This window comes from Lysinibacillus sp. K60, assembly GCF_019731275.1.
Taxonomy (GTDB): domain Bacteria; phylum Bacillota; class Bacilli; order Bacillales_A; family Planococcaceae; genus Lysinibacillus; species Lysinibacillus capsici.
Window position 1 is genome coordinate 25,240 of the sequence record NZ_JAASJR010000010.1, and the last position, 20,957, is coordinate 46,196.

A 20,957-nucleotide genomic window follows, 5' to 3' on the forward strand; every position below is an offset into this window, starting at 1 on the left:
CTATTCACTCCTTTGCTGTTCTTGAAGTAGTGAATAGACATCTTCTAGACTTGGTGGAAACAGAGAGTATTGGTTAATGTTCAATGTCTCATCCTGTATTATTTCAACAATAGTACGAACCATATTTTTCTCGATTAACATCGTGAGTTTTGTATCCTCTACTAATTCTGCTTGTCCAAAATCTTTCAGTCTGTCTTTGATATTGTGAATAGAGGCCTCCTGTGCATAAATTTCTAAACGCATTCTTTGGTCTACTTTTCTCTTCAGCTTTTCGACATGGTCAATGGCTAAAAGCTTTCCGTTATCTATAACAGCTACACGATGAACAACTTTTTCAGCTTCCAGAATATTGTGAGTGACTAAAATAATCGTTGTACCCTTTTGGTTAAGCTCACGAATGATGTCCCATACTAATTTCCGTTTTAATGGATCCAGCTCATTTGTAGGCTCATCCAATATCATAACGGATGCCTGACCAATCAAAGTTGCTCCTAAACTAATGAGTCTTCTTTGACCACCTGAAAGCTTTGACAATAGCTTATCTCGATAAGCTTCCATGTCTAACCTCAGCAAAATATTATCTGTCTGTTGCTTCGACTCTTTTTTGGAAAGTCCCTTTAATCTACCCGTAAAATAAATGGCTTCCCATGTTTTTAAAAATGATAAAGCAAAAGTCTCCTGTGAATAATAAGCAGTCTGTTTCAATACATACTTCGGATTCTTAGATACTTCTTGTTGATGAAATTTCACGGATCCCTCTGTTGGTGCTAGCTGTCCTATCATTTGCTTTATCAATGTCGTTTTTCCTGCACCATTCGGGCCTAATAACCCAATTATTTCACCTTTATATATAGTCAATGAAATGCCATTATTTGCTTTAAATTTACCTTTTTTATAGTAGAAAGTTACATTTTCTAATTCATATATTGGTTCAAGCATGGTAAACAGCCTTCCCAGTTTAAATTTCAAAAGATGAGGTCTGACTAAAAAGTCAGACCTTGAGGTAATAATTATTTACCGAATGGCTTTGTATCGCCTTTTGGGAAACTCATTGGAGGAAACATCATTATTTTTCACCTCACTTTCTTTTCTCTATTGAGTGAACAACCATCAGATAAGCTAATGATAATCACTACTTATTTTTGATTCTATATTACTTTAAAGTAATATACAACTAGAAAAATAGAAAAATCAGTTTTTTCTTACTTCTAATAATAGACTAATTTAACTTATAATTTCTTCTATCTATTGGACTATTTACAAAAAGAAAATATTTTTACCCTTTGTTGCTATACGTAATATCCATTACTTTTCTTCTTTAAATTAATGAGCTTTCAAATGTTATTATAAAAATATCTATTCACCGCTAATCTATATTACTTAAAGTAATATTCGACTTTACTGTGTTCATAACGATGTGAAGCTGTTAGATTACACAAAAGATAGTTAAAATTGGAGTGCCCTGTATAATAAGGTCGCTTGCTCGGCACGTGTTACTGGCGTTTCGGGATAAAATTCACTATTACTCCCCAATGCAATCCCAGCCTGTTCTAGTGCTGCAATATAACCCGGCTCCAATGATTACTAGAAACATCACTAAATGGACTTGTACCCTTAGAAGTTAGTGTAATGTTTTTGCTAAAATTTTTGCTACTTGTGCACGTGTAATAGCTTCTAATGGTCGGAATGTGTCACCCATCCCATCAATAATTCCCCCTTGCTGTAGCGTGTTGATCTCTTCATGGTAGATATGATTTGGTGCTATATCAGAAAAGACTTTTGCTGAGCAATTGATTCAACTCGAAGCGCGTGCAAATAATACTGCTACATGCATTCGACTAATTGGTTCATTCGGACGGAAAGTGCCATCTTCATAACCTTGGATAATCTCTAGTGTCGCTAGTTCCTCAACTATCTCTTTTGCCCAATGGTTATCCATATCATCGAACCTTATCAGTGCTTGCGGTCGTACACTGGCAAACTCGAATAACTGTATCTTCATCCCACTTAATTTTACATGCTGCATCCTCATTACCAGCCTCCAAAGCGAATCCATCTTTGGTAGGTAAAGGTAAATCACTTATTCTTGTATTATAAGCAATCTCTAGTGGCGGAAGTATTGTACCACCATTTGTATGAAAAATGATTTTTACAGTTGATAATGAAGAGTAGTTATTATCGTTTGGGGATGTGGTATTGTCACCTGATGATGGATTCTGTTGTAATTGTAAAATGAAGTGTCTCACTTATATTTGCAAATACGGTCACATTACCAAACACAGGTTGTATAAGTAACAACAAGATGACAAATAACGAAACCACTTGTTGCCATGTTCTTCTCATAACATCCCCTTTATCCCAGAATCACACATGTTGATTAACAAAATTATACAAATATGAACCATGATGGAGATTTGATTATTGTTGTAAGGCTCTGTATAAAAATGCTACAAATTGGGCACGTGTTACTGAAGATTCTGGTTTAAAGTAACCGCTATCCCCTAACGCAATATCATTTGCCGCCAGAGCGATAATATAGTCATGTGCCCAATGTGTTGATGGAATATCTTTAAATGTATGTGTGCTCGTTGGTGATAAGTTTAATGCTATAGCTAATACTTTCGCTATTTGAGCACGTGTCATATTTTCATTTGGCTTAAAGTATCCGTTAATACCTTGATACAGACCAGCTTGTTGCACCAACTTGATGGTTTCATAATACCGATGATTTAGTGGAATATCCTTAAATGTTTGTGCTTCCTGTATTGGATTTAGTTTAAAAATACGGGAAAATATTAACGCAACATGCTGACGAGAAATCGGATCATTTGGTTTAAAAGTACCATCCGCATACCCTGTAATATATCCACGTTTAGCAAAATCACCAATCATTGTGTAAGCCCAATGATGCACGGGCACGTCTGAAAAGATAATATCTGTAATGGGCTCTTGCGGTTGCTTAGGATCAGTAGGTACCAGCTGAGGAAGCTCTATTGTTGCTGGTGCTGGTGCTGCTGGCTCTACAGGCGCTGAGTTTCCTGGAATTTGTAGTGAATCTACGGGTGCTGGTAGCTGCTCACGATATATTTCAACTTTGTATTTCTTTTTCGTAACCCCGTCTGGTGCTGTTATTTCTAGTATAATAGTATTTGCCCCGAAGTTTAGTGACACTGTCATTTTCTTTCCACTGCTGCTTGGTAATCCATTAATCATCAGCGTTGCATCATTGTCATCGAGTATTGGTGTTAAATCTATACTATTCACATTTACATCAACATTAACTGAATATTTTTCTCTTTGAGAATCAAATGATGGCTTCAAAATTCCATAATTCAACGTTAGACTTTTTAAATTTGCGTTACTCGATGGGAATCTCGTTACCGTTACTGTATAGGTCTGCGTTGTTTTATCTTCTGCTGTTACTTCTATTGTTACCGTATTCTGTCCTACATTCAGCGGAATCGGATTTGATGCTGTGCCACTGCTCACGGCATGCCCGTTCACCTTTATTTTAGCTGTAGCATCTGCTGCTGTTGGTGTTACTGTTAAACTAGTAATAGCATTCTCTACGCTTGCTGTATAGGTGAAATCTCCCCCATTAAATACAGGAAGGTATGACCCCGTGCTTAGAGTGAGATCACTCAGGTTAGCATTACTCGATGGGAATCTCGTTATCGTTATTGTATAGGTCCTCTGCGTTGTATCATCTTCTGCTGTTACTTCTATTGTTACTGTATTCACTCCTACATTCAGTGGTATCGAATTTGATGCTGTACCACTGTTAACGGCATGCCCGTTCACCTTTATTTTAGCTGTAGCATCTGCTGTTGTTGGTGTTATTGTTAAACTAGTAATGGCATTCTCTACGCTTGCTGTATAATTGCTATCTCCTGAGCTAATTTCAGGAGATAGTATTCCTGAGCTTAAAGTAAGACTAATTAGATTAGCATTACTTGATAGCGCCCTCGTTACTTTCACTTGGTATGTCTTTTTTGTGCTATTTAAAGCTGTTACTTCTATTAATATTGTATTACTTCCAACATTAAGGGGAATTGTAGCTGATGTTGCACCACTACTGACTAGATTCCCATTAACCTTAACTGTTGCAGTTGAATCTATAGCATTTGGTATGACTGTAATGGTTGAAACCGTGTTCATTACATTGACATCATAAGAAAGTATTTCTTTAGAAAATTGTGGGGAAAGCGTTCCTTCATTTAAATGTAAACCCTCTAAATCCGCTGAATATAAATGCACGGTGGAGATTGACTTATTTCCTGCATGATCTTCCGCAAACAATGTATATGTCCCAAAATTATCCACAACAATTTTATTCTCAGTGAACGTATTTCCTCCAGTCAAAAAATAAGATTCATTCTGATTTCCAAATGCCCATTTCTTCGTTTTCACTCCACTTTTACTATCAGTAATGGTAATTGGAACTTCTAATTTCTGATTGGTAATTATGGTCATATTGCCACTTGTAATGATTGGTGCATCTTTATCGATATTATCAATAGTAATCGTTTGAACAGTTGAATTTAATAAAATATCCCTTGCATACCAAGTAATCGTTCGATTTTGATCTACACTAACAGAAGAACCTACTAATGAGTTTCCAGCTGTATTAAAATATGATTCATTTTGAATGCCATAATCCCACTTTTGAATCTTCAAATCACTTTCACTACTAATATTTGCAGTAACTGTAACATCACCATTTGTCCATCCTGTAGGGGATTTTGTTAAATTGATCACTGGCGGAGTTGGATTTAATTTTAATGTGTAATTCACTTTTTCATACCTTAAACGTTTATGTGTTCCATTAGAAATGGTTTCATAGTAGCTTAAATTAGCCCATAAAGCATTAGCAGGAACGGTAGCACTTTCCACAACATTTACACCATCTACACTATAGCGGTATTTTTGATTCGTTATTGGGTTTTTACCATTCCCAATATCACCATCAAAATTACTTACTGTTATCCACTTAACATCAGAAGGAATATCAGTCCAATTGTGAACATACTGCTTTTCTACAGATTTTCCATCACGACTAAACATGTATTCTATACCATTATCTAATGGCAAAGTAATTGGAAAAAATGTTATCCATTTCGCATCTGTCGGTAAACTATCTCTATCGGTAAAATTTTTTGTTAAATAATCTCCACTATATATATGAAGAATCCCTGCAGAATCTCCTTCTAGGTACTGGATATAGGATATAACCTCTCCATTAACTGTAATTTCTGCTGCCTTTGCTGCATTTGGTAAAAATCCTAAACTACATAAAATAATAACAACACTAGTGACTAACAATAGCTTCCCCTTTTTTAATGGTTGTTGCATCTAATCCCTCCTTCTTCTTTATTTAGTGATTCATCAGAAATATCCTCACTATCTATTCACTACTTTATATTATCGAAAAGTAATATTTAACAAAAATATTACTCTATCATAGTATAATGGCGTGAAGTTGTTAGATAGCCTCACGCCTAAAAAATCATTTTTATTGCTGCATTGCACGGTATAAAAAGACCGCCAATTGTGCTCTTGTCACAGAAGCTTCAGGGTGGAACTTGCCATTAACCCCTAATGTAATCTCTGCTCGCTCTAATGCCGCAATATAGCCAACACTCCAATGATTGCTATCTACATCCTTAAAAGAACTCTTACCTTCTGATTTCAGCTGTAGTGTATTTGCTAAAATTTTAGCTAATTGTGCCCGTGTGATATTGTCTGTTGGACGAAATGCTCCATCCGCTCCATCAATAATGCCTGCCTGCTGTAAGGTCATAATCGCATCATAGTACATATGATTTGGTGCTACATCCGAAAAGGCTGCTGTTGGGCGGATCACCTCGAATTCAAAAGCACGTGTGAATAATGAGGCAACATGCTGGCGGCTAATTGATTCATTCGGTCGGAAAGTACCATCTTCATATCCTTTAATAATGCCCTGCGTTGCTAATGCCTCAATCATATCCTGTGCCCAATGGTTTTCGATATCTTGGAAAGTCATCACGGAAGGCTTTTGCTGTGGTTCTTTCTGTTCTTTAACTGTCAATTTTATCCATTTTGCATAGAGCGTTAAATTCTCCCTCATAAGCGTATCTTCAGCCCATTGTATCGTTAGCGCTTTATCTATATACCAACCGTCAAAACGAAAACCTTCCTTTGTTGGTACAGGTAAATCGCTGACTCTTGTATTATAGGTAATCTCCATGTCCTCTAAAGATAGGCCACCATTTGTCTCGAAGGATATTTGAATAGACGTTGATGGATGAGAAGCACTACCTCCATCCGGCATTGAAGGACCATTGGCACTACCTCCATCAGGTGTTGAAGAATTCGCTATCCATTGAGCATACAAAATTATATCTGCCTCACCTATTATTAAAGGCGTATTTGCTATATAGGCTATTCCCTTACCATCCTGTACTGTATTCCAGCCCGCAAAAGTATAGCCTGTTCTTACTAGATTGCCACTATTTCCTTGTACCATTACTGTTTCATTTTCTTCATATAATGTACTATCCTTTGGCACTGTCCCACTTGTTGCACCATTTGCATTATATATGACTGTATAAGTTGGGTTCGCTGTCCACTGGGCATACAAGATGACATCGGCTTTTCCCATTTGAAAGGTTGCATTTTCGGCATAGGATATTCCCTTACCATCTGCTTGTGTATTCCAGCCTTTGAATGTGTAGCCAGTTCTTACTAGATTTCCACTATTTCCTTGTACCATTACTTTTTCATTTTCCTCATATAATGGACTATTCTGTGGCACTATACCACTTGTTGCGCCATTTGCATCATATTTGACTGTATATGTTTGGTTAGCTACCCACTCCGCATACAATATAATATTTTCTGTACCCATTGGGAAGGTATCATCCACTGCATATGCTGTGCCTTTACCATCTGCCTGTGTATTCCAGCCTTTAAAGGTATAGCCTGTTTTCACAAGATTATCGCTATTAACCTTCACTGTCACAAGGGCATTTTCTTCATATTTCCCATCATCTTGTGGCACACTGCCTCCCGTTGCTCCATTTGCATCGTAGATAATGTTATAATAATTATTTGGCACTTCATACGCCCCTAAATCAATCGCCGATCCTTGCACACGTTTTTTCCCAGCAAGGTCTGTCGTTATATCTGCTAGTTCAGGATAACTAGCATTCCCTTGATCTAATGCTGGAGAATCTGCTTTTAAGCGATAATCTTTCTTGCTTGAATCCATAAACACATCTGTTGGCAGATAAGTGGGCGTATCAACAGCCGTCCCAGTCGTATCAAATAGTTTCCCTCTTATGTTCTTTCCTACTTCCACATCGAGCAAACTATTTTCAACTTTACCTTTATAATTATAAAAGGCAATTTTCTTGTTATTTCCGATAATAATACTATTTTGAATTTTACTAGCTGAGCCACCTCCAGAAATAGCACCCACTCCATATTTCGGAACATCGCCACTGATGGTCACATTCGTTAAGATGATATTACTAGTTGGAGAGTCAGTACTTATAGTAGCACCATCAAAATCTGCCTTGTTGTCAGTAAATAACGTATTTCTTAAGTTGGGGCTGCTACTGCCATCATTGAACATACCGCCCCCAATATACGCTTCATTTCCAATGAATATCATATTCGTTAAAATTGGATTACTGACACCATCATTAGACATAGCCCCTCCACCATAACCTGCCTTATTTTCACGAAATGTAACAGTTGTCATCATCGGGCTACTATTGGTATTGTGCATGCCGCCCCCATTGATTGCATTGTTTTGATCAAACGTCACATCGGTTAAGCTTGGGATACTATAGTTCGTATTAAACATCCCTCCACCTAACTGACTTGCCTGATTTTTATTGAATAGCACATTTTTCAATAGTGGACTACTATTGCTACCAGTATTAAACATCCCTCCTCCATACTCCGCCTTATTCCCACTAAATGTTACCTCCATTAAGTTGGGACTGCTAGCATCATTGTATAGAGCACCTCCATAAAAAGTAGCTTCATTTTCATTAAAGGTTACGTTTGTTAAAGTTGGATTACTGGCATAATTGTACATCCCACCACCATGTTGAGTTGCCTTATTTCTATTAAATTCAACTTCCGTTAAGATAGGATTACTCACGTTACCGTTATATATACCACCTCCGTATACTGCTTCATTGCTAGTAAATGTTATATTTGTTAAAGTCGGACTACTGCTACCACCATTATAGATAGCGCCTCCATAGCCAGTCGCTTTATTTCCATCAAATTTGACACCACTTAATCTTGGACTACTACTAGCATTGTAGATAGCGCCACCTAGGTACGCTTCATTTCCGCTAAATAGAACATTTGTTAAAATCGGGTTACTCCCTCTAGTATTATACATAGCCCCTCCATAGCCTCCACCATCTCCCTGTGCCTTATTCCCGGTAAATAGGACATTTCTTAAGAGTGGGTTATTGCCATCGCTATTGTACATCCCACCACCATACATATGCGTCCCCTTATTAGCAAGACCTCCCGTAATGGTGACACCATCGAGAATGGCTGTTTCATTTAATACACTTACATCAGGGTCATATCGATGATAAAATACATGATAGGCATTTTCTCCACTAGGAAGTGCTCCACTTAGTATAGTTTTGTATGTGTTAAAATCTCGCTGCGCTAATGTTTCTTCATCACCTTTAAAACCGCCATAAATTTCCACACCATTTCTCATTCGGAATGCTACACTGCGTGAATCATTTACATCCATTTTTCTAGTTGGTGTGTATGTTCCTTGGGCAATCCAAATTTGCTGTCCACTTTGTGCGCTATGTAAAGCGGATTGTAAATCTTGAAATGCATTGTCCCAACTTGTACCATCATTATTCCCAACAGTAGCAGTTGCGTCCACATAAATAATAGAGTTACCTGCTGACAATAACGATGACTTTTGTTCTGCGATGCGAATTACATGCTTACTAATGGAGGATTGCCCAATGATTCTAAACCAAATATGATAGTCCCCTGCATCTGTTAAAACAAGTGGCGTTAAAGTATTGAATACTGTCCATGTATTTCCTTTGTCGTTAGAAGTCTCTACCTGTAGACTAGCACTATCGACTGTAGTTGTTGTCGCTTGAATAGTAACAGGACTTGAAGCAATGTCACCATCTATATAAGGCTCTCCATCTGTTGTGAGTGTGACAGTTAGTATGGGCTGTTCATGATCATTCGTTTCAGCATACACTGGGAAACTACCAACTACAATCTGTGCCATTAACAAATAGATGACAAATACCGATACTGCCTGCTGCCATTTTCTCATAGCATTCTCCTCTTTCTATACATTTTACTTCTACCATTTGATTGAAAAAGAATAGGAACACTCTCTTACATCAATCATGTTCTAATGCATATGCGAATAACAAACATATACGATAATTATATTATTTAAAAATTTCAAATTGCTATAAAAGCAAATTGCGACTATTTTGGTTTAATTTTACACATTAAACATCAATCCCCTGTACAATCTCCCTTCTTAATGGTGTCACTCATTCACTAAGTCTATTTAAAGCCCCATCGATTTTTACAGTAGCTTAGAAGGTTTGATTTAATCCTAAAAATCTGGATGAACGTTAACAGAGATGTTATTTTGGTACTCATAGATCCTTCTTTCTACATCTTGATATAAAATAACAATAAGCAATTTATATTACTCAAAAGTAATATTCAACTTAAAAAAAGAAAAATCATTTTCTTTTATATAGTTATATTTCCTCTATTTTCTCTAGTAAATATCTCTTCTATTACTAAAGTTAAATTATCTATCTCTTGGCTTTTTTACTTTGGCAACAATTGAATGAATGCTAATCATTCAATCAATTCACTAAAACACTCTGAAACCCATATGTGTAACTAAATCTTTCCAAAAACACCCCGCATAGATGAATGATACCTTTGTATTTCTGAATCTACTTGTCCCCTGAAATTTCACTAATCCATCTGCAGTTGCTAATTGACCAATCAATTGCTCTATACCTTCTTTTCTGTAGTAGAAAGTTACATTTTCTAACTTATACTCTGTTCAAGCATATTAAGCAGTCTTTCCTTTTAAAATTTTAAAAGATTAAGGTCTGACTAAATAAGCCAGACCCTTAAGTAATAATTACTTAACAGTAATACGGCCACCTTTATCTCCTACATATGGCATTGGTGGATACATCATTACATTCACCTCCTCTTTTCTTCTTTAATTGAGTGAACCATTTGAAATACTAATGGTAATCACTACCTATTTCTAATATTATATTACTCAAAAGTAATATTCAACTTTAAAAAAAGAAAAAATCAGTATTTTCTTTTTTTAAAATTATGAAGTGGTTGATTATTAGTCATGACTTCCCCTATCCAGCATACCATCTATTAATAAATTCACAATATCAGTGGCTATCTCTTCTGGCTTTTTTTGCTTTGGCAGTAATTGAACAAATGTTAATCGCTCAATAATACCTATTAAGCTCTCTGCAACTATATGTGTATCTAAATCTTTCCGAAAATAGCCAGCATCTACTTCATAATCCAGATTCTCTTTAATTTGCTTGACTATTTGTGCCTTTATTTCATCAGCCTTTGTCGATAAATATAATCCAATTCTTGTTAAATTTGGGTTTTTAGCAAAAAACGCTAATAATTCCTTAACATTATGGATAATACGTGATTTTACTGTTGCTTGCTCTAATGCAGGCTGTAAGCGGCTTTTTTTGGCTAAATCCATCATTCGTAAACGAAAAAGATTCTCTAATTCTTCAAAAATGGACTCTTTATTTTTAAAATACAGGTAAAAAGTAGGCTGACTTAATGATGCACTTTTTACTATAGTACTCACCTTCGTTTCATGATATCCATGCTGCGCAAACTCTTTCGCTGCAATTTCAAGTAATAATGCGCGACTTTCTTCTCCACTTGCGCCTTTTGGTCTACCTCTTTCTGCCATAAAAAAAACTCCTCCATTTAAGTACCCTTAAAACTTTTTTCTATAAAAAAAGCCCTTTATAAGGATAGTTAGTTGTAAAACCTTACTTCCAATAAAAAGGACTAAATTTATTACTAGGGTAACATGAAGGACTTCATTAGAGCAATGACTTTGATTTCTAACCGCAGTAAATTGGAAAAAATAAACTGTTACTCCATCCTCATAACAGGAATAGTGACTGTCACTTTTCCTCCACCCGTTATCGAATCATTAGCGAGTGTTATTACCCCATCATGCTTTTTAATAACTGACTCTGCAATATAAAGACCCATACCATGATGATCTGTTGTATTTCTACTTGGGTCTCCACGATAAAATTGTTTGGTAGCCTCTTTTAAATCTTTTGCTGAAAAACCTGTACCACTATCTTTCACAGTAAAATGAATAACATTCACCTTTCCTTCAATAGATAAAGTGACTTTCCCGTTATTTGGTGTGTGCTCAACCGCATTGACAATCACATTTAATAGAGCCCGATAAAAAAGCTCTTCCTCTATCATAATGGAAGTAGGTAGCCTGACCATTTCTACAGTAACTTCAAGATTTTTTTCTAAAGCAAGAGCTTTCATTTGTTGTTCAACCTGTTGAATAAAAGAATGCATGGCGACATTTGATTTTGAGGTGACAATACCTTGCTCCACATTCGAAAGATCCATTAATTGCTTTGTGAATTTTTCAATTTCAACCGTATTTTTTAATATATAATGGTTAAATTCTTTTTGCATTTCATCTTGGGCGGTGTCCAATAAAAGTTCGGCATTTCCCCGAATAATCGTCAATGGTGTTTTCAGGTCATGTGCCAGTGCTGATATTTGTTCTCTGCGCAATCTTTCTGCCCGCCATTGCTGTGTCAAAGAAGTATTTAATGCTTCCTTCATTTGTTCGAAGGAAAGAGCAATATCATCAATTTCTTGGATTCCAGACGGTTGTAAATGAAATGCCAAATTTTGATGTTGTATTTTTTCAATAGCTTCTTGTAAGCCCATCATTTTTTGTTTTAGTCTTCTGCCAAAATGAACAGCAAGTACCGCTGCTTGTACAACAACTCCAATAATAAAAACTAATAAAACCGTTAATTGCGGATTAGGTAAATAATTTCTTATGATGGCAGAGCGATACTCAGGTACTAAACTATAGCGTAAAATACATATTTCTTGTTCGCGCTCAATAAATGCATAAAATTGAGAACTTCCTTGCTTCTCTCCCTTTTGTTTTAACTGCCATGCATAGGAAGCCTCTTCTTTTGTTAAATTGCCTGAAATAAACTCTCCCTGATTTGAAACCACTGCATATTCTACAAGATCAGGGATCATCTCATCCGTTACTGAGCTGCTTGTAGCAATTCGATCTTTTGCTAACGTGATTTGTGTCTCTGCATAATTTGCTGGTAAAATAATACTAGCTGAAAAGGCAAACATAAATAGACCTATTAATAGTGCCACTAAAAGAATGATGCCAATGCAAAGAAAAAATAAATATCTCAGAAAAAATGTATGCAGACGTGTTCCTTTCCTCGGTTTTACGGTTTCCACTTATAGCCAATCCCCCAAACCGTATCAATGACTTCTATATCAAATGCATGCAGCTTTGAACGAATATTTTTAATATGCTCTGTTATCGCTGTACTGTCACTTTTGCCATCAAACCCAAAAATCGTTTCGTATATTTGATCTTTAGAAAAAACTTGCCCGCGATGACGTGCTAAAAATTCACATATTTCATACTCACTTTTGGTTAACGGAATCCTCTCATTTTGAACAAATAGTTCTTTACCAGAAAGATTAAAATGAACTTTACCATGATAAAGAACATTCCGTTTCTCTCTATTTTCACGTCGAATATGAGCATTTACCCTTGCCCGTAGTTCGCCAATACTAAAAGGTTTGATTAAATAGTCATCTGCACCTAAGCCAAGACCAAACATAATATCTTCCTCTAAGGTTTTAGCGGTAAGAAAAAGAATCGGACAATCTACAGCATGGCGAATTTGCCTACATAGCGTATAGCCATCAATAGCAGGCATCATCACATCAAGTAAGATTAGATCAAAAAAGCCTAGATCCATCTTCTCTACCTCTGTCGAATTAAACACAATATTTACTAAATGATTATCTTTATGTAGTGCATTTTTAACCAGCATTAAAATATCAATTTCATCATCAACTACTAATATATTTGCCATAATTTATCCTCAACCATCCATTCCTACTATTCAGCTGCTCTACCTTCCCATCTCCAAAACCATAGGCAAGATAATGCAAAAGCTAGTATGCTTCCACCTAAGCACCATATTATACTAGTTTGGATACTTCCTTCGAGCAATGTTAAATTTGTGCCCGCCGAAGTTAAAATCCATAAAGAAACAAAGTGACCGCTCCATCCATACGGTAAAAAGGGCCAAATAGCATCACCTAAACCAGTAAGCAACAAAGCGACCAGCAGGGCTTCCACAATGCCTAAACCAATTGAAGCACCTTTTCCAAATTGGAAGCTTACAAATAAATGTAAAATATAAAAAATAATATGACTGCTGAATAAAATACAGGCAGCAACACTATAAAATAAATAGTCAAAATCTACTTCATGTAATAATTCTCTAAAGCCCATACTAAAAATAGCTACAGACATAAAGATGGCTCCAAAGCTATACATCAATAATAATATAAGCTTACTCAAGTATGCCTTTATTTTTATTTTTGTTGAGACTAGCATGCTTTGATAGTGACCTGCCTTCGCCTCCTGATCGGATGCCATTGCACATACTAATCCTATAATCATAGGTAGTCCACACGCTAGGCCTTGAAAATAGGCAGTTACTTTTCCGTGAAAATCCCATGGTGAATAGGAATAGTAAGCTAAAAACAATCCAGAAATAGCAATGGGGACAAGTAGATGTGTAAGTAGTAATGGAGTTCGTCTTGTTTTAAGACTTTCCGCTCTCAATAATCGTAACATGTCCATTTGCTATTTGGCCTCCCTTTTTTGAAACCACTTTGTCGTGAGTGAAGTGATTATGATAAACCAAGTGATCGTTATCAATAATCCAGGAAATATAACATCGTTATTGAGTAAAGAACTACCCTCAGGTACTGGTAGACCATTTGGTAATATACCGAGAGTTGAGCATAATAGACGTGCACCAATTGCAAAAGGATAGCAATACCATAGCTCTCCATCAGCAAATACTACAATCCCTACGATATTGGCAACTACATTGAGCAAAATAGCCAAATAGGTTCCTAATTTAGCTGCCAAAAAAAGACATAAAGGAATTTGCCACAAAAACGTTACGAAAATAACTAGAGAACTTAATAAGCTGCTTGTTATTGGTAAGCTATGACCAAATAGCCAGCCCCCTACTGTAATTCCTCCAAAGAACATACTAGTGATAATGAAAAGCCATACACCTGATGAAAGTATTTTTCCCAACCAAACCTTTTTGAGGCCAAGTGGTAGTGCAAGTATACTATGGTATTTCAACTTCTTATCTTTTTCGATCACTAAGGCACAGCAAATCGTCAGTGCACCTGGCAGAAGCATCGTATACCACCAGTTATAAGCTCCTGTTTGAAAATACTCCCCTCCCATAAGTACAGCGCCTATAAGTAAGGTTATAAGTGGCGTAAGCCAAAGTAGTTTGGGAATAAAAGTTCGCTTCCATTTTAATTGTTCTGCTTTCATGATGGCTAACATACTAATGACCTGCCTTTCTGTTGGCAGTGACAACCTGCATGAAGAGTGACTCTAATTCATGACCTTGTGGAGCTGGTCCCTGATAGCCAAGCTTGCCACCAGCAATAATGCCAATATCATCCACGACTTGTTCTACCTCAGGCAAAATATGACTAGACAATATAACAGTGATACCTTGTTCTGGAAAGGAGCGAATGAGCTTACGAAGCTCTTGTATACCGATTGGATCCAAACCATTTGTCGGCTCATCTAAAATTAACAGTTTCGGTTTGTTTAACAGCGCAATTGCTATACCTAATCGTTGCTTCATCCCTAAAGAAAACTGACCTGCTCGTTTTTTCCCCGTATTCGTTAAATCTACAATCTCCAATACTTCGTCAATCCGACTTTGTGGTATGCCTAACGCTATCGTTCGAACTTTTAGATTCTCTTTAGCTGTTAAATTATCGTACAAGGGTGGTGTTTCAATTAAGACCCCGATATCCTGCAAATCTTTTCGTGACCATAGATGTCCATTAAAAATGATATCTCCAGCATTAGGTCGTAGCATGCCCGTTATCATCTTTAAGGTTGTAGATTTTCCCGCTCCGTTAGGTCCAAGTAAGCCATAAACTGAATTACGTTTAATTTCTAACGATAAATTATCTACAATGTTTTGTCCTTTAAACGCTTTATTCAGATTGTTTGTTTTCAACATCAAATCTTTCATAATTAGTCATCATCCTTTCGATGACCTTAGTGTAAAAAATAAATATAAGGATTTTATAAGGATTCCATAACAATTACTTACTTGCGATCGATTACTAAAGCATAAAAAAAGCATTTGGAATGACTTCATTCCAAATGCTTCGACCCTATCAAATTTACATAAATTCTTTTACTAAATCATTAAAATCATTTTCGCTCATTTTGATATCGATATCTGTTAATGGTAACTCAGAGTAGCCAGGTACTTTTTCTTGATACGACGTTGTTTCAGTATCATGATAAATAATGCCTGTTACTAAGCCCTCGTGTTCCATCACTGTACGCATTGCCATACCACGATCTGAGTGATCATAACCTTCAACATCTGCTAATTTTGTTAAATTTTCTTTAAACCAATCATATGTGTTCACTTTGTTATACGTTACACAAGGTGAAAAGACATTGATAAATGAGAAACCTTTATGGTTAATACCAGCTTCAATTAGTGCTGTTAATTCTTTAATATCTGTAGAGAAGCCCTGTGCCACAAATGTTGCACCACTTGTTAACGCTACCTCTAATGGTTTCAATGATGGCTCAATCGCTCCACCTGGTGTAGATTTTGTAATAAATCCAGCAGCTGAACGTGGAGATGTTTGACCTTTTGTTAAACCATAAATTTGGTTATCCATTACAATATAAGTTATATCAATATTACGGCGGATGGCATGAATTGTATGCCCCATACCAATAGCAAATCCATCACCATCACCACCAGAAGCGATAACATGTAAATCACGATTAGCCATTTTCAATCCCTGTGCAATCGGAAGTGCACGGCCATGAATACCATGGAATCCATAAGAATTGATATATCCTGAAATTCGACCTGAACAACCAATTCCTGAAATGACAGCAAGTTCATTTGGTTCAATGCCGACATTTGCAGCAGCACGTTGGATAGCTGCTTGTACTGAGAAGTCTCCACAGCCTGGGCACCAGTTTGGTTTCACTGTATTACGAAAATCCTTAAATGTTGCCATTAGCGAGTCAACTCCTTCACACGATTTTCTAATTCACCTGGCAAGAATGGTGTACCGTTATATTTAGTGATTGTCACGATTTTATCGTGACCACCAACATTCATCTTCATAATATTAGCTAATTGACCTGTATAGTTATTTTCTACAACGATCACCTTTTTCGCTTGTGCAACAAGAGGTGCTATTTCTGCAGATGGGAATGGGTGAATTAATCGAATATGTGCATGATTCACTTTCATTCCTTGCGCATTCAGTCGCTCTTGCACTTCTTCAATAGCACCTCTTGTTGAGTTAAAGCCTACTAATAAAATATCGGCTTCCTCATGTGGTGCATTGACAAAGACTGGGTTATCAAATTTCAAACTCTCTAATTTACGGAAGCGTTTATCCATTTGAGTTTGGCGATTACCCGTTGCCTCAGATGGCTTCCCTGTTTCATCATGTTCAACACCTGTAACGTGGTGAATACCATGTAATGTACCCGGTAATACACGAGGTGAAATCCCATCTTCTGTATCTTCATAGCGCTTGAAGTAGGCTTTATCTGCCGCTTCCTCAAGATCATCCATCACAATTTTACCGCGACGAATTTCAATTTTATTATAATCAAATGGCTCTACAGATTGTTTTCCTAAAGATAATTGTAGATCTGTCATTAAGATTACTGGTAATTGTAATTCCTCTGCAATGTTAAATGCTTGGATCGTATCAAAGAAAGCTTCCTCCATTGTAGAAGGTGCAATGACTACCTTAGGAATTTCTCCATGTGTACCGTAAAGCATAGCCATCAAGTCAGATTGTTCTTGCTTAGTTGGTAACCCAGTTGAAGGGCCTCCACGTTGTGTATCCACTACTACTAAAGGTTGCTCTGTCATACCTGAAAGACCGATTGCTTCCATCATCAATGAAAGACCAGGACCAGCTGAAGCGGTAAAGGAACGTACGCCACCAAAGTTAGCGCCAATAGCCATTGTTGCTGCTGCAATCTCATCTTCCGTTTGGATTACCGTACCACCGAATTTCGGTAATTTTTTAATCAAGTATTCCATGATTTCAGAAGCAGGTGTAATTGGGTATGCTGCCATAAAGCGTGTCCCAGCAGCTATTGCGCCAAGTGCTATTGCGTCGTTCCCAATCATAAACATACGACGTTTTCCATCCGCAGGTGCAAGCTCCCATTCGCCTATACGATCAACTAAAAGCTCATTCATAATTTGACGACCACGTGTAATGGCTTCCATATTTTTTTGAACGACTTCTTCGCCCTTTTTACCAAAAATATCATCGACAACATTTTGGAATACTGCATCTTCTAGATTTAGCAATGACGCAGTTGCTCCGATAGCCACCATGTTTTTCATTAACGAAGTACCAAGCTCTGCTGCTACTTCTGTGAACGGTACTGCAAATAATGGTGCTTTTGAATCCTCTGGTTTAACAGGATCAAATTTTGCATCGGCTAAAATAATACCCTTTTCTGTAAGCTCTTTATAATTGACATCAATTGTTTCTTGATCGAATGCCACTAAAATATCTAAATCATCCGCAATTGAACGTACTTCTGTTGGACGAACTGTAATTTTATTATTCGTATGGCCACCTTTAATTCGAGAAGAGAAGTGACGATAACCGTATAGGAAATAACCTAGACGATTCATTGCCATTGAGAAAATCTCACCTGTACTCTCAATCCCTTCACCCTGTTGCCCACCGACTTTCCATGAAAGCTGATGTAACATGTCAACAACTCCTTAAATCCAATGTGTACTATTATTTTTCCTTCATAAGTTTAACACGAAGAAACCGTCTGGACTATTGTTTCTCCACGATTTAGGCGAAAATCAGACCTTTGACTGAAAATCCTGTTCATAAAGTTGTAATTTTCAAATCTAAGCAAAATCACGCCCCTATTTCAAGTGACATCTATCATATGTAAAACAGGAAAACGAAAAAATGCTCCGCCACAATAGTATGTGACAGAGCATTTTACTTCATTACTTTTTTATCGAATACGTTTTTCCACTAACAGCTTTAATGCTGTTCGTTCTTCTCCAGCAATCAAAATATCGGCAAACGCCGGCGCGCAAATTAAATCTGTGCCACTTGGCGCTACAAATCCGCGTGCGATGGCCACTGCTTTCACGGCTTGGTTAAGTGCACCTGCCCCAACTGCTTGCATTTCTGCCTGCCCTTTTTCTCTGATTACCGCGACTAATGCACCTGCAACTGAATTTGGATTAGAGCGTGATGATACTTTTAATGAATCCACAATTATTCCTCCCCGTTTCGCGAATAGTGTTTACGCTCAACAACTCATGTCCCCCTTTTTGGACCTCAAGTTATTGTCCGTAGCACATTTTATGCTCCGCAAAACGGAAATAGACTAGTTTGACAAAGAAACCTATATCCCCGTAAAAGAAACGTAAAAAAACATTCTTCGACTTATCTACCCTTGAAATGGATAGTCTTCATTTATATAAATGCGTTCACAGGCAATAGCCTTTCCTGTTCGATCGTCCATCTCTACAAAGAAACCACTTAAAACCTCTCGCCCTTTTTTCGGAACTTCAAAACGAGATGGCATGTTTGTTTGGAATTTATAGATGACACTTTCCTTCGTCATACCTAAAATTTCATCATACGGCCCTGTCATACCAACATCCGTGATATAAGCTGTACCTTGCGGGTAAATTCTTGCATCTGCTGTTTGCACATGTGTATGTGTCCCAACAACCGCTGAAGCCTTTCCATCTAAATGCCAACCAAGGGCGATTTTTTCACTAGTCGCTTCAGCATGAAAATCCACGAAGACAAGTGGAGATATTTGTCGAGCCTCTGCAATCAATTGATCTGCCATTGCAAATGGATCCTCATGTGGTGGTAAAAATACGCGACCATGTAAATTAATGACAGATAATGTCACACCCTTTTTAGAAATCTGGACCATACCTTTACCAGGTGCTTCACTTGAAAAGTTTGCCGGACGGATTAAGTAATCCGCGTCATCAATAAAATCAAAAATATCTTTATTATCCCATGTATGATTACCCATTGTAATAACATCTACACCCATTTGTAGCAAGCTATTATAAACATTACGAGTAATCCCTCGTCCTGCCGCAGCATTTTCCCCATTTGCAATCACAACATCTGGATTATACTTCTTTTTTAAGCGAGGTAAATATTTTTCCACCGCATCTCGACCAATTGAACCAACAATATCACCAATAAATAGAACTTTCATTATGCAAGACCACACTTTCTCTAAATAACATCTTTTAGTTTACCATCTTTGCTTTGGCAATCGCAAAGTAAAAACGCAAGCCTTACTCAATTTACACGTTTAAATACTATTATCTTATTGATTAGCACCGGTTTATCTAGGATTGCTGGATGGGAAATTGTGCATCTTTTTTATTAGATGAGGCCCCATTGGTATTGAGTTGCCCTATAAAAAAAGCGCCGAATTTCCATTTACTCATTATATATGTTATACAAATGGAGCAACTGAGACTGACAATAAATGAAATGGCAATGACAGAAAATACACTTAATGTTTCGATAAAATTCGTTAAAAAATTTTTAAGTAGGCTATTAACTAGGGGATGTAATAAATATATACCGAAGGAATAACGACTAATAAAAATGATAAATTTCGGCATTTTTCTTCTGTTACTCGCGATGAAAAATAACAGAAAAGCTACACTGAATGTATAAAGGATAACGTCTATTCTCTTTGAATGAACTTCCGTAATAATACCTGATAATTGAGTGGTTAGCAAAAGACTTACTGTGATTAGTAATACTGCTAGTAACAGAAAACGAAAACGCTGTAACCACGATAGAAAATTATCATAATTTTTTCCACAGTAATAAGCTACTGCAAAATAAGCAATCCACGCAGGAAATGGCATCTTATTAAAAAAATCCCATTGTAAACTAGTATACGCTAAATCAGGAAAATACTTAAATGGATCCAAAAAATTAAAAAAGGCTAAGTAACCAAAATTAATGATAAAAGCAGTCATTATTACTTTATAGGCAGGGTATCTTGAGGCAATAAATTTCACAAAAAATGGATGAATGATATAAAACTGAAAAATGATCACGATAAAATAACCATGAAAATCACCTTCCAAATAATTTAATAGTAGTTTTTTGGCAAATTCAATAGAAGGCGATTCGATTGATTTAAGGACGGCATCAAGTAGTCCAATAAAAAGAAATGGAGTTAACATATATTTATAACGTTTTACATAAAACTTTTTCGGCAAACGATCTGAATAGGAATAGGCAATGACAAACTCTGAGATAAATATAAAAAGAGGGGTCCCGAACATAAAGATCAGCTGAATAGATGTCAGGATTACAAATAGTGGACCTTCTTCTATGTCATTCATGTTCAATGCCAACGTAACACTATGCATTAACACAATCCCTAAGCAAGCAACGAATCGTAGTAAATATATTTCTTTGATTTCTCGCTTCATCAC

The 20,957-nt window shown here is 36.7% G+C and carries 19 protein-coding genes; all 19 read right to left on the minus strand.

Going from position 1 to position 20,957, the window contains the following annotated elements:
- The 19 genes from HCH28_RS19250 to HCH28_RS19345 all read right to left on the minus strand — a co-directional run bounded on the left by HCH28_RS19250 (window position 1) and on the right by HCH28_RS19345 (window position 20,954).
- Window positions 1-939 carry an ABC transporter ATP-binding protein gene (locus HCH28_RS19250; RefSeq protein WP_221682715.1) on the minus strand — a complete coding sequence of 313 codons (939 nt, stop codon included), beginning with the start codon at window positions 937-939 and terminating at the stop codon, window positions 1-3.
- Window positions 940-1,446: 507 nt separating this feature from the next.
- On the minus strand, window positions 1,447-1,578 hold the full coding sequence (locus HCH28_RS25150) for an S-layer homology domain-containing protein (RefSeq protein ID WP_312128627.1): 132 nt from the start codon (window positions 1,576-1,578) through the stop codon (window positions 1,447-1,449).
- A 43-nt stretch (window positions 1,579-1,621) separates the two neighbouring features.
- The gene (locus HCH28_RS25490; RefSeq protein WP_341275689.1) at window positions 1,622-1,795 is read right to left on the minus strand and encodes an S-layer homology domain-containing protein; all 174 of its coding nucleotides are present in this window, start codon (window positions 1,793-1,795) and stop codon (window positions 1,622-1,624) included.
- Window positions 1,796-2,032: an S-layer homology domain-containing protein gene (locus HCH28_RS25160; RefSeq protein WP_255601692.1), complete on the minus strand. Its 237-nt coding sequence runs from the start codon at window positions 2,030-2,032 to the stop codon at window positions 1,796-1,798.
- Window positions 1,941-2,246: an InlB B-repeat-containing protein gene (locus HCH28_RS25495; RefSeq protein WP_312128628.1), complete on the minus strand. Its 306-nt coding sequence runs from the start codon at window positions 2,244-2,246 to the stop codon at window positions 1,941-1,943. The genes HCH28_RS25160 and HCH28_RS25495 overlap by 92 nt, the downstream gene beginning before the upstream one ends.
- Window positions 2,200-2,343 carry a hypothetical protein gene (locus HCH28_RS19265; protein WP_221682770.1) on the minus strand — a complete coding sequence of 48 codons (144 nt, stop codon included), beginning with the start codon at window positions 2,341-2,343 and terminating at the stop codon, window positions 2,200-2,202. The genes HCH28_RS25495 and HCH28_RS19265 overlap by 47 nt, the downstream gene beginning before the upstream one ends.
- A 75-nt stretch (window positions 2,344-2,418) precedes the next feature.
- Window positions 2,419-5,352 carry a cadherin-like beta sandwich domain-containing protein gene (locus HCH28_RS19270; RefSeq protein WP_221682716.1) on the minus strand — a complete coding sequence of 978 codons (2,934 nt, stop codon included), beginning with the start codon at window positions 5,350-5,352 and terminating at the stop codon, window positions 2,419-2,421.
- Window positions 5,353-5,512: 160 nt separating this feature from the next.
- Window positions 5,513-9,331 (minus strand): InlB B-repeat-containing protein, encoded by a 3,819-nt coding sequence (locus HCH28_RS19290; protein ID WP_255601693.1) that lies wholly within the window; start codon window positions 9,329-9,331, stop codon window positions 5,513-5,515.
- A 1,065-nt stretch (window positions 9,332-10,396) separates the two neighbouring features.
- Window positions 10,397-11,002 carry a TetR/AcrR family transcriptional regulator gene (locus tag HCH28_RS19295; protein ID WP_004224884.1) on the minus strand — a complete coding sequence of 202 codons (606 nt, stop codon included), beginning with the start codon at window positions 11,000-11,002 and terminating at the stop codon, window positions 10,397-10,399.
- Window positions 11,003-11,190: 188 nt separating this feature from the next.
- Window positions 11,191-12,573 carry a sensor histidine kinase gene (locus HCH28_RS19300; RefSeq protein ID WP_221682717.1) on the minus strand — a complete coding sequence of 461 codons (1,383 nt, stop codon included), beginning with the start codon at window positions 12,571-12,573 and terminating at the stop codon, window positions 11,191-11,193.
- The gene (locus HCH28_RS19305; protein WP_221682718.1) at window positions 12,561-13,223 is read right to left on the minus strand and encodes a response regulator transcription factor; all 663 of its coding nucleotides are present in this window, start codon (window positions 13,221-13,223) and stop codon (window positions 12,561-12,563) included. The genes HCH28_RS19300 and HCH28_RS19305 overlap by 13 nt, the downstream gene beginning before the upstream one ends.
- Before the next feature lie 26 nt (window positions 13,224-13,249).
- The gene (locus HCH28_RS19310; protein WP_221682719.1) at window positions 13,250-14,002 is read right to left on the minus strand and encodes a lantibiotic immunity ABC transporter MutG family permease subunit; all 753 of its coding nucleotides are present in this window, start codon (window positions 14,000-14,002) and stop codon (window positions 13,250-13,252) included.
- Window positions 14,003-14,005: 3 nt separating this feature from the next.
- Window positions 14,006-14,734 (minus strand): lantibiotic immunity ABC transporter MutE/EpiE family permease subunit, encoded by a 729-nt coding sequence (locus tag HCH28_RS19315; protein WP_221682720.1) that lies wholly within the window; start codon window positions 14,732-14,734, stop codon window positions 14,006-14,008.
- Between the two features lies 1 nt (window position 14,735).
- Window positions 14,736-15,443: a lantibiotic protection ABC transporter ATP-binding protein gene (locus HCH28_RS19320; protein ID WP_221682721.1), complete on the minus strand. Its 708-nt coding sequence runs from the start codon at window positions 15,441-15,443 to the stop codon at window positions 14,736-14,738.
- Window positions 15,444-15,597: 154 nt separating this feature from the next.
- Window positions 15,598-16,464, minus strand: coding sequence for a 2-oxoacid:ferredoxin oxidoreductase subunit beta (locus HCH28_RS19325; protein ID WP_004224896.1), 867 nt, complete (start codon window positions 16,462-16,464; stop codon window positions 15,598-15,600).
- Entirely contained in the window at window positions 16,464-18,203 is a 1,740-nt protein-coding gene (locus tag HCH28_RS19330; protein ID WP_221682722.1) for a 2-oxoacid:acceptor oxidoreductase subunit alpha, read from the minus strand. The genes HCH28_RS19325 and HCH28_RS19330 overlap by 1 nt, the downstream gene beginning before the upstream one ends.
- A 263-nt stretch (window positions 18,204-18,466) precedes the next feature.
- Window positions 18,467-18,733, minus strand: a complete 267-nt coding sequence (locus HCH28_RS19335) for a stage V sporulation protein S (protein ID WP_004224903.1) — start codon at window positions 18,731-18,733, stop codon at window positions 18,467-18,469.
- A gap of 177 nt (window positions 18,734-18,910) precedes the next feature.
- Window positions 18,911-19,708, minus strand: a complete 798-nt coding sequence (locus HCH28_RS19340; RefSeq protein WP_221682723.1) for a TIGR00282 family metallophosphoesterase — start codon at window positions 19,706-19,708, stop codon at window positions 18,911-18,913.
- Between the two features lie 136 nt (window positions 19,709-19,844).
- Window positions 19,845-20,954: an acyltransferase family protein gene (locus HCH28_RS19345; RefSeq protein ID WP_221682724.1), complete on the minus strand. Its 1,110-nt coding sequence runs from the start codon at window positions 20,952-20,954 to the stop codon at window positions 19,845-19,847.
- Window positions 20,955-20,957: the final 3 nt, after the last annotated feature.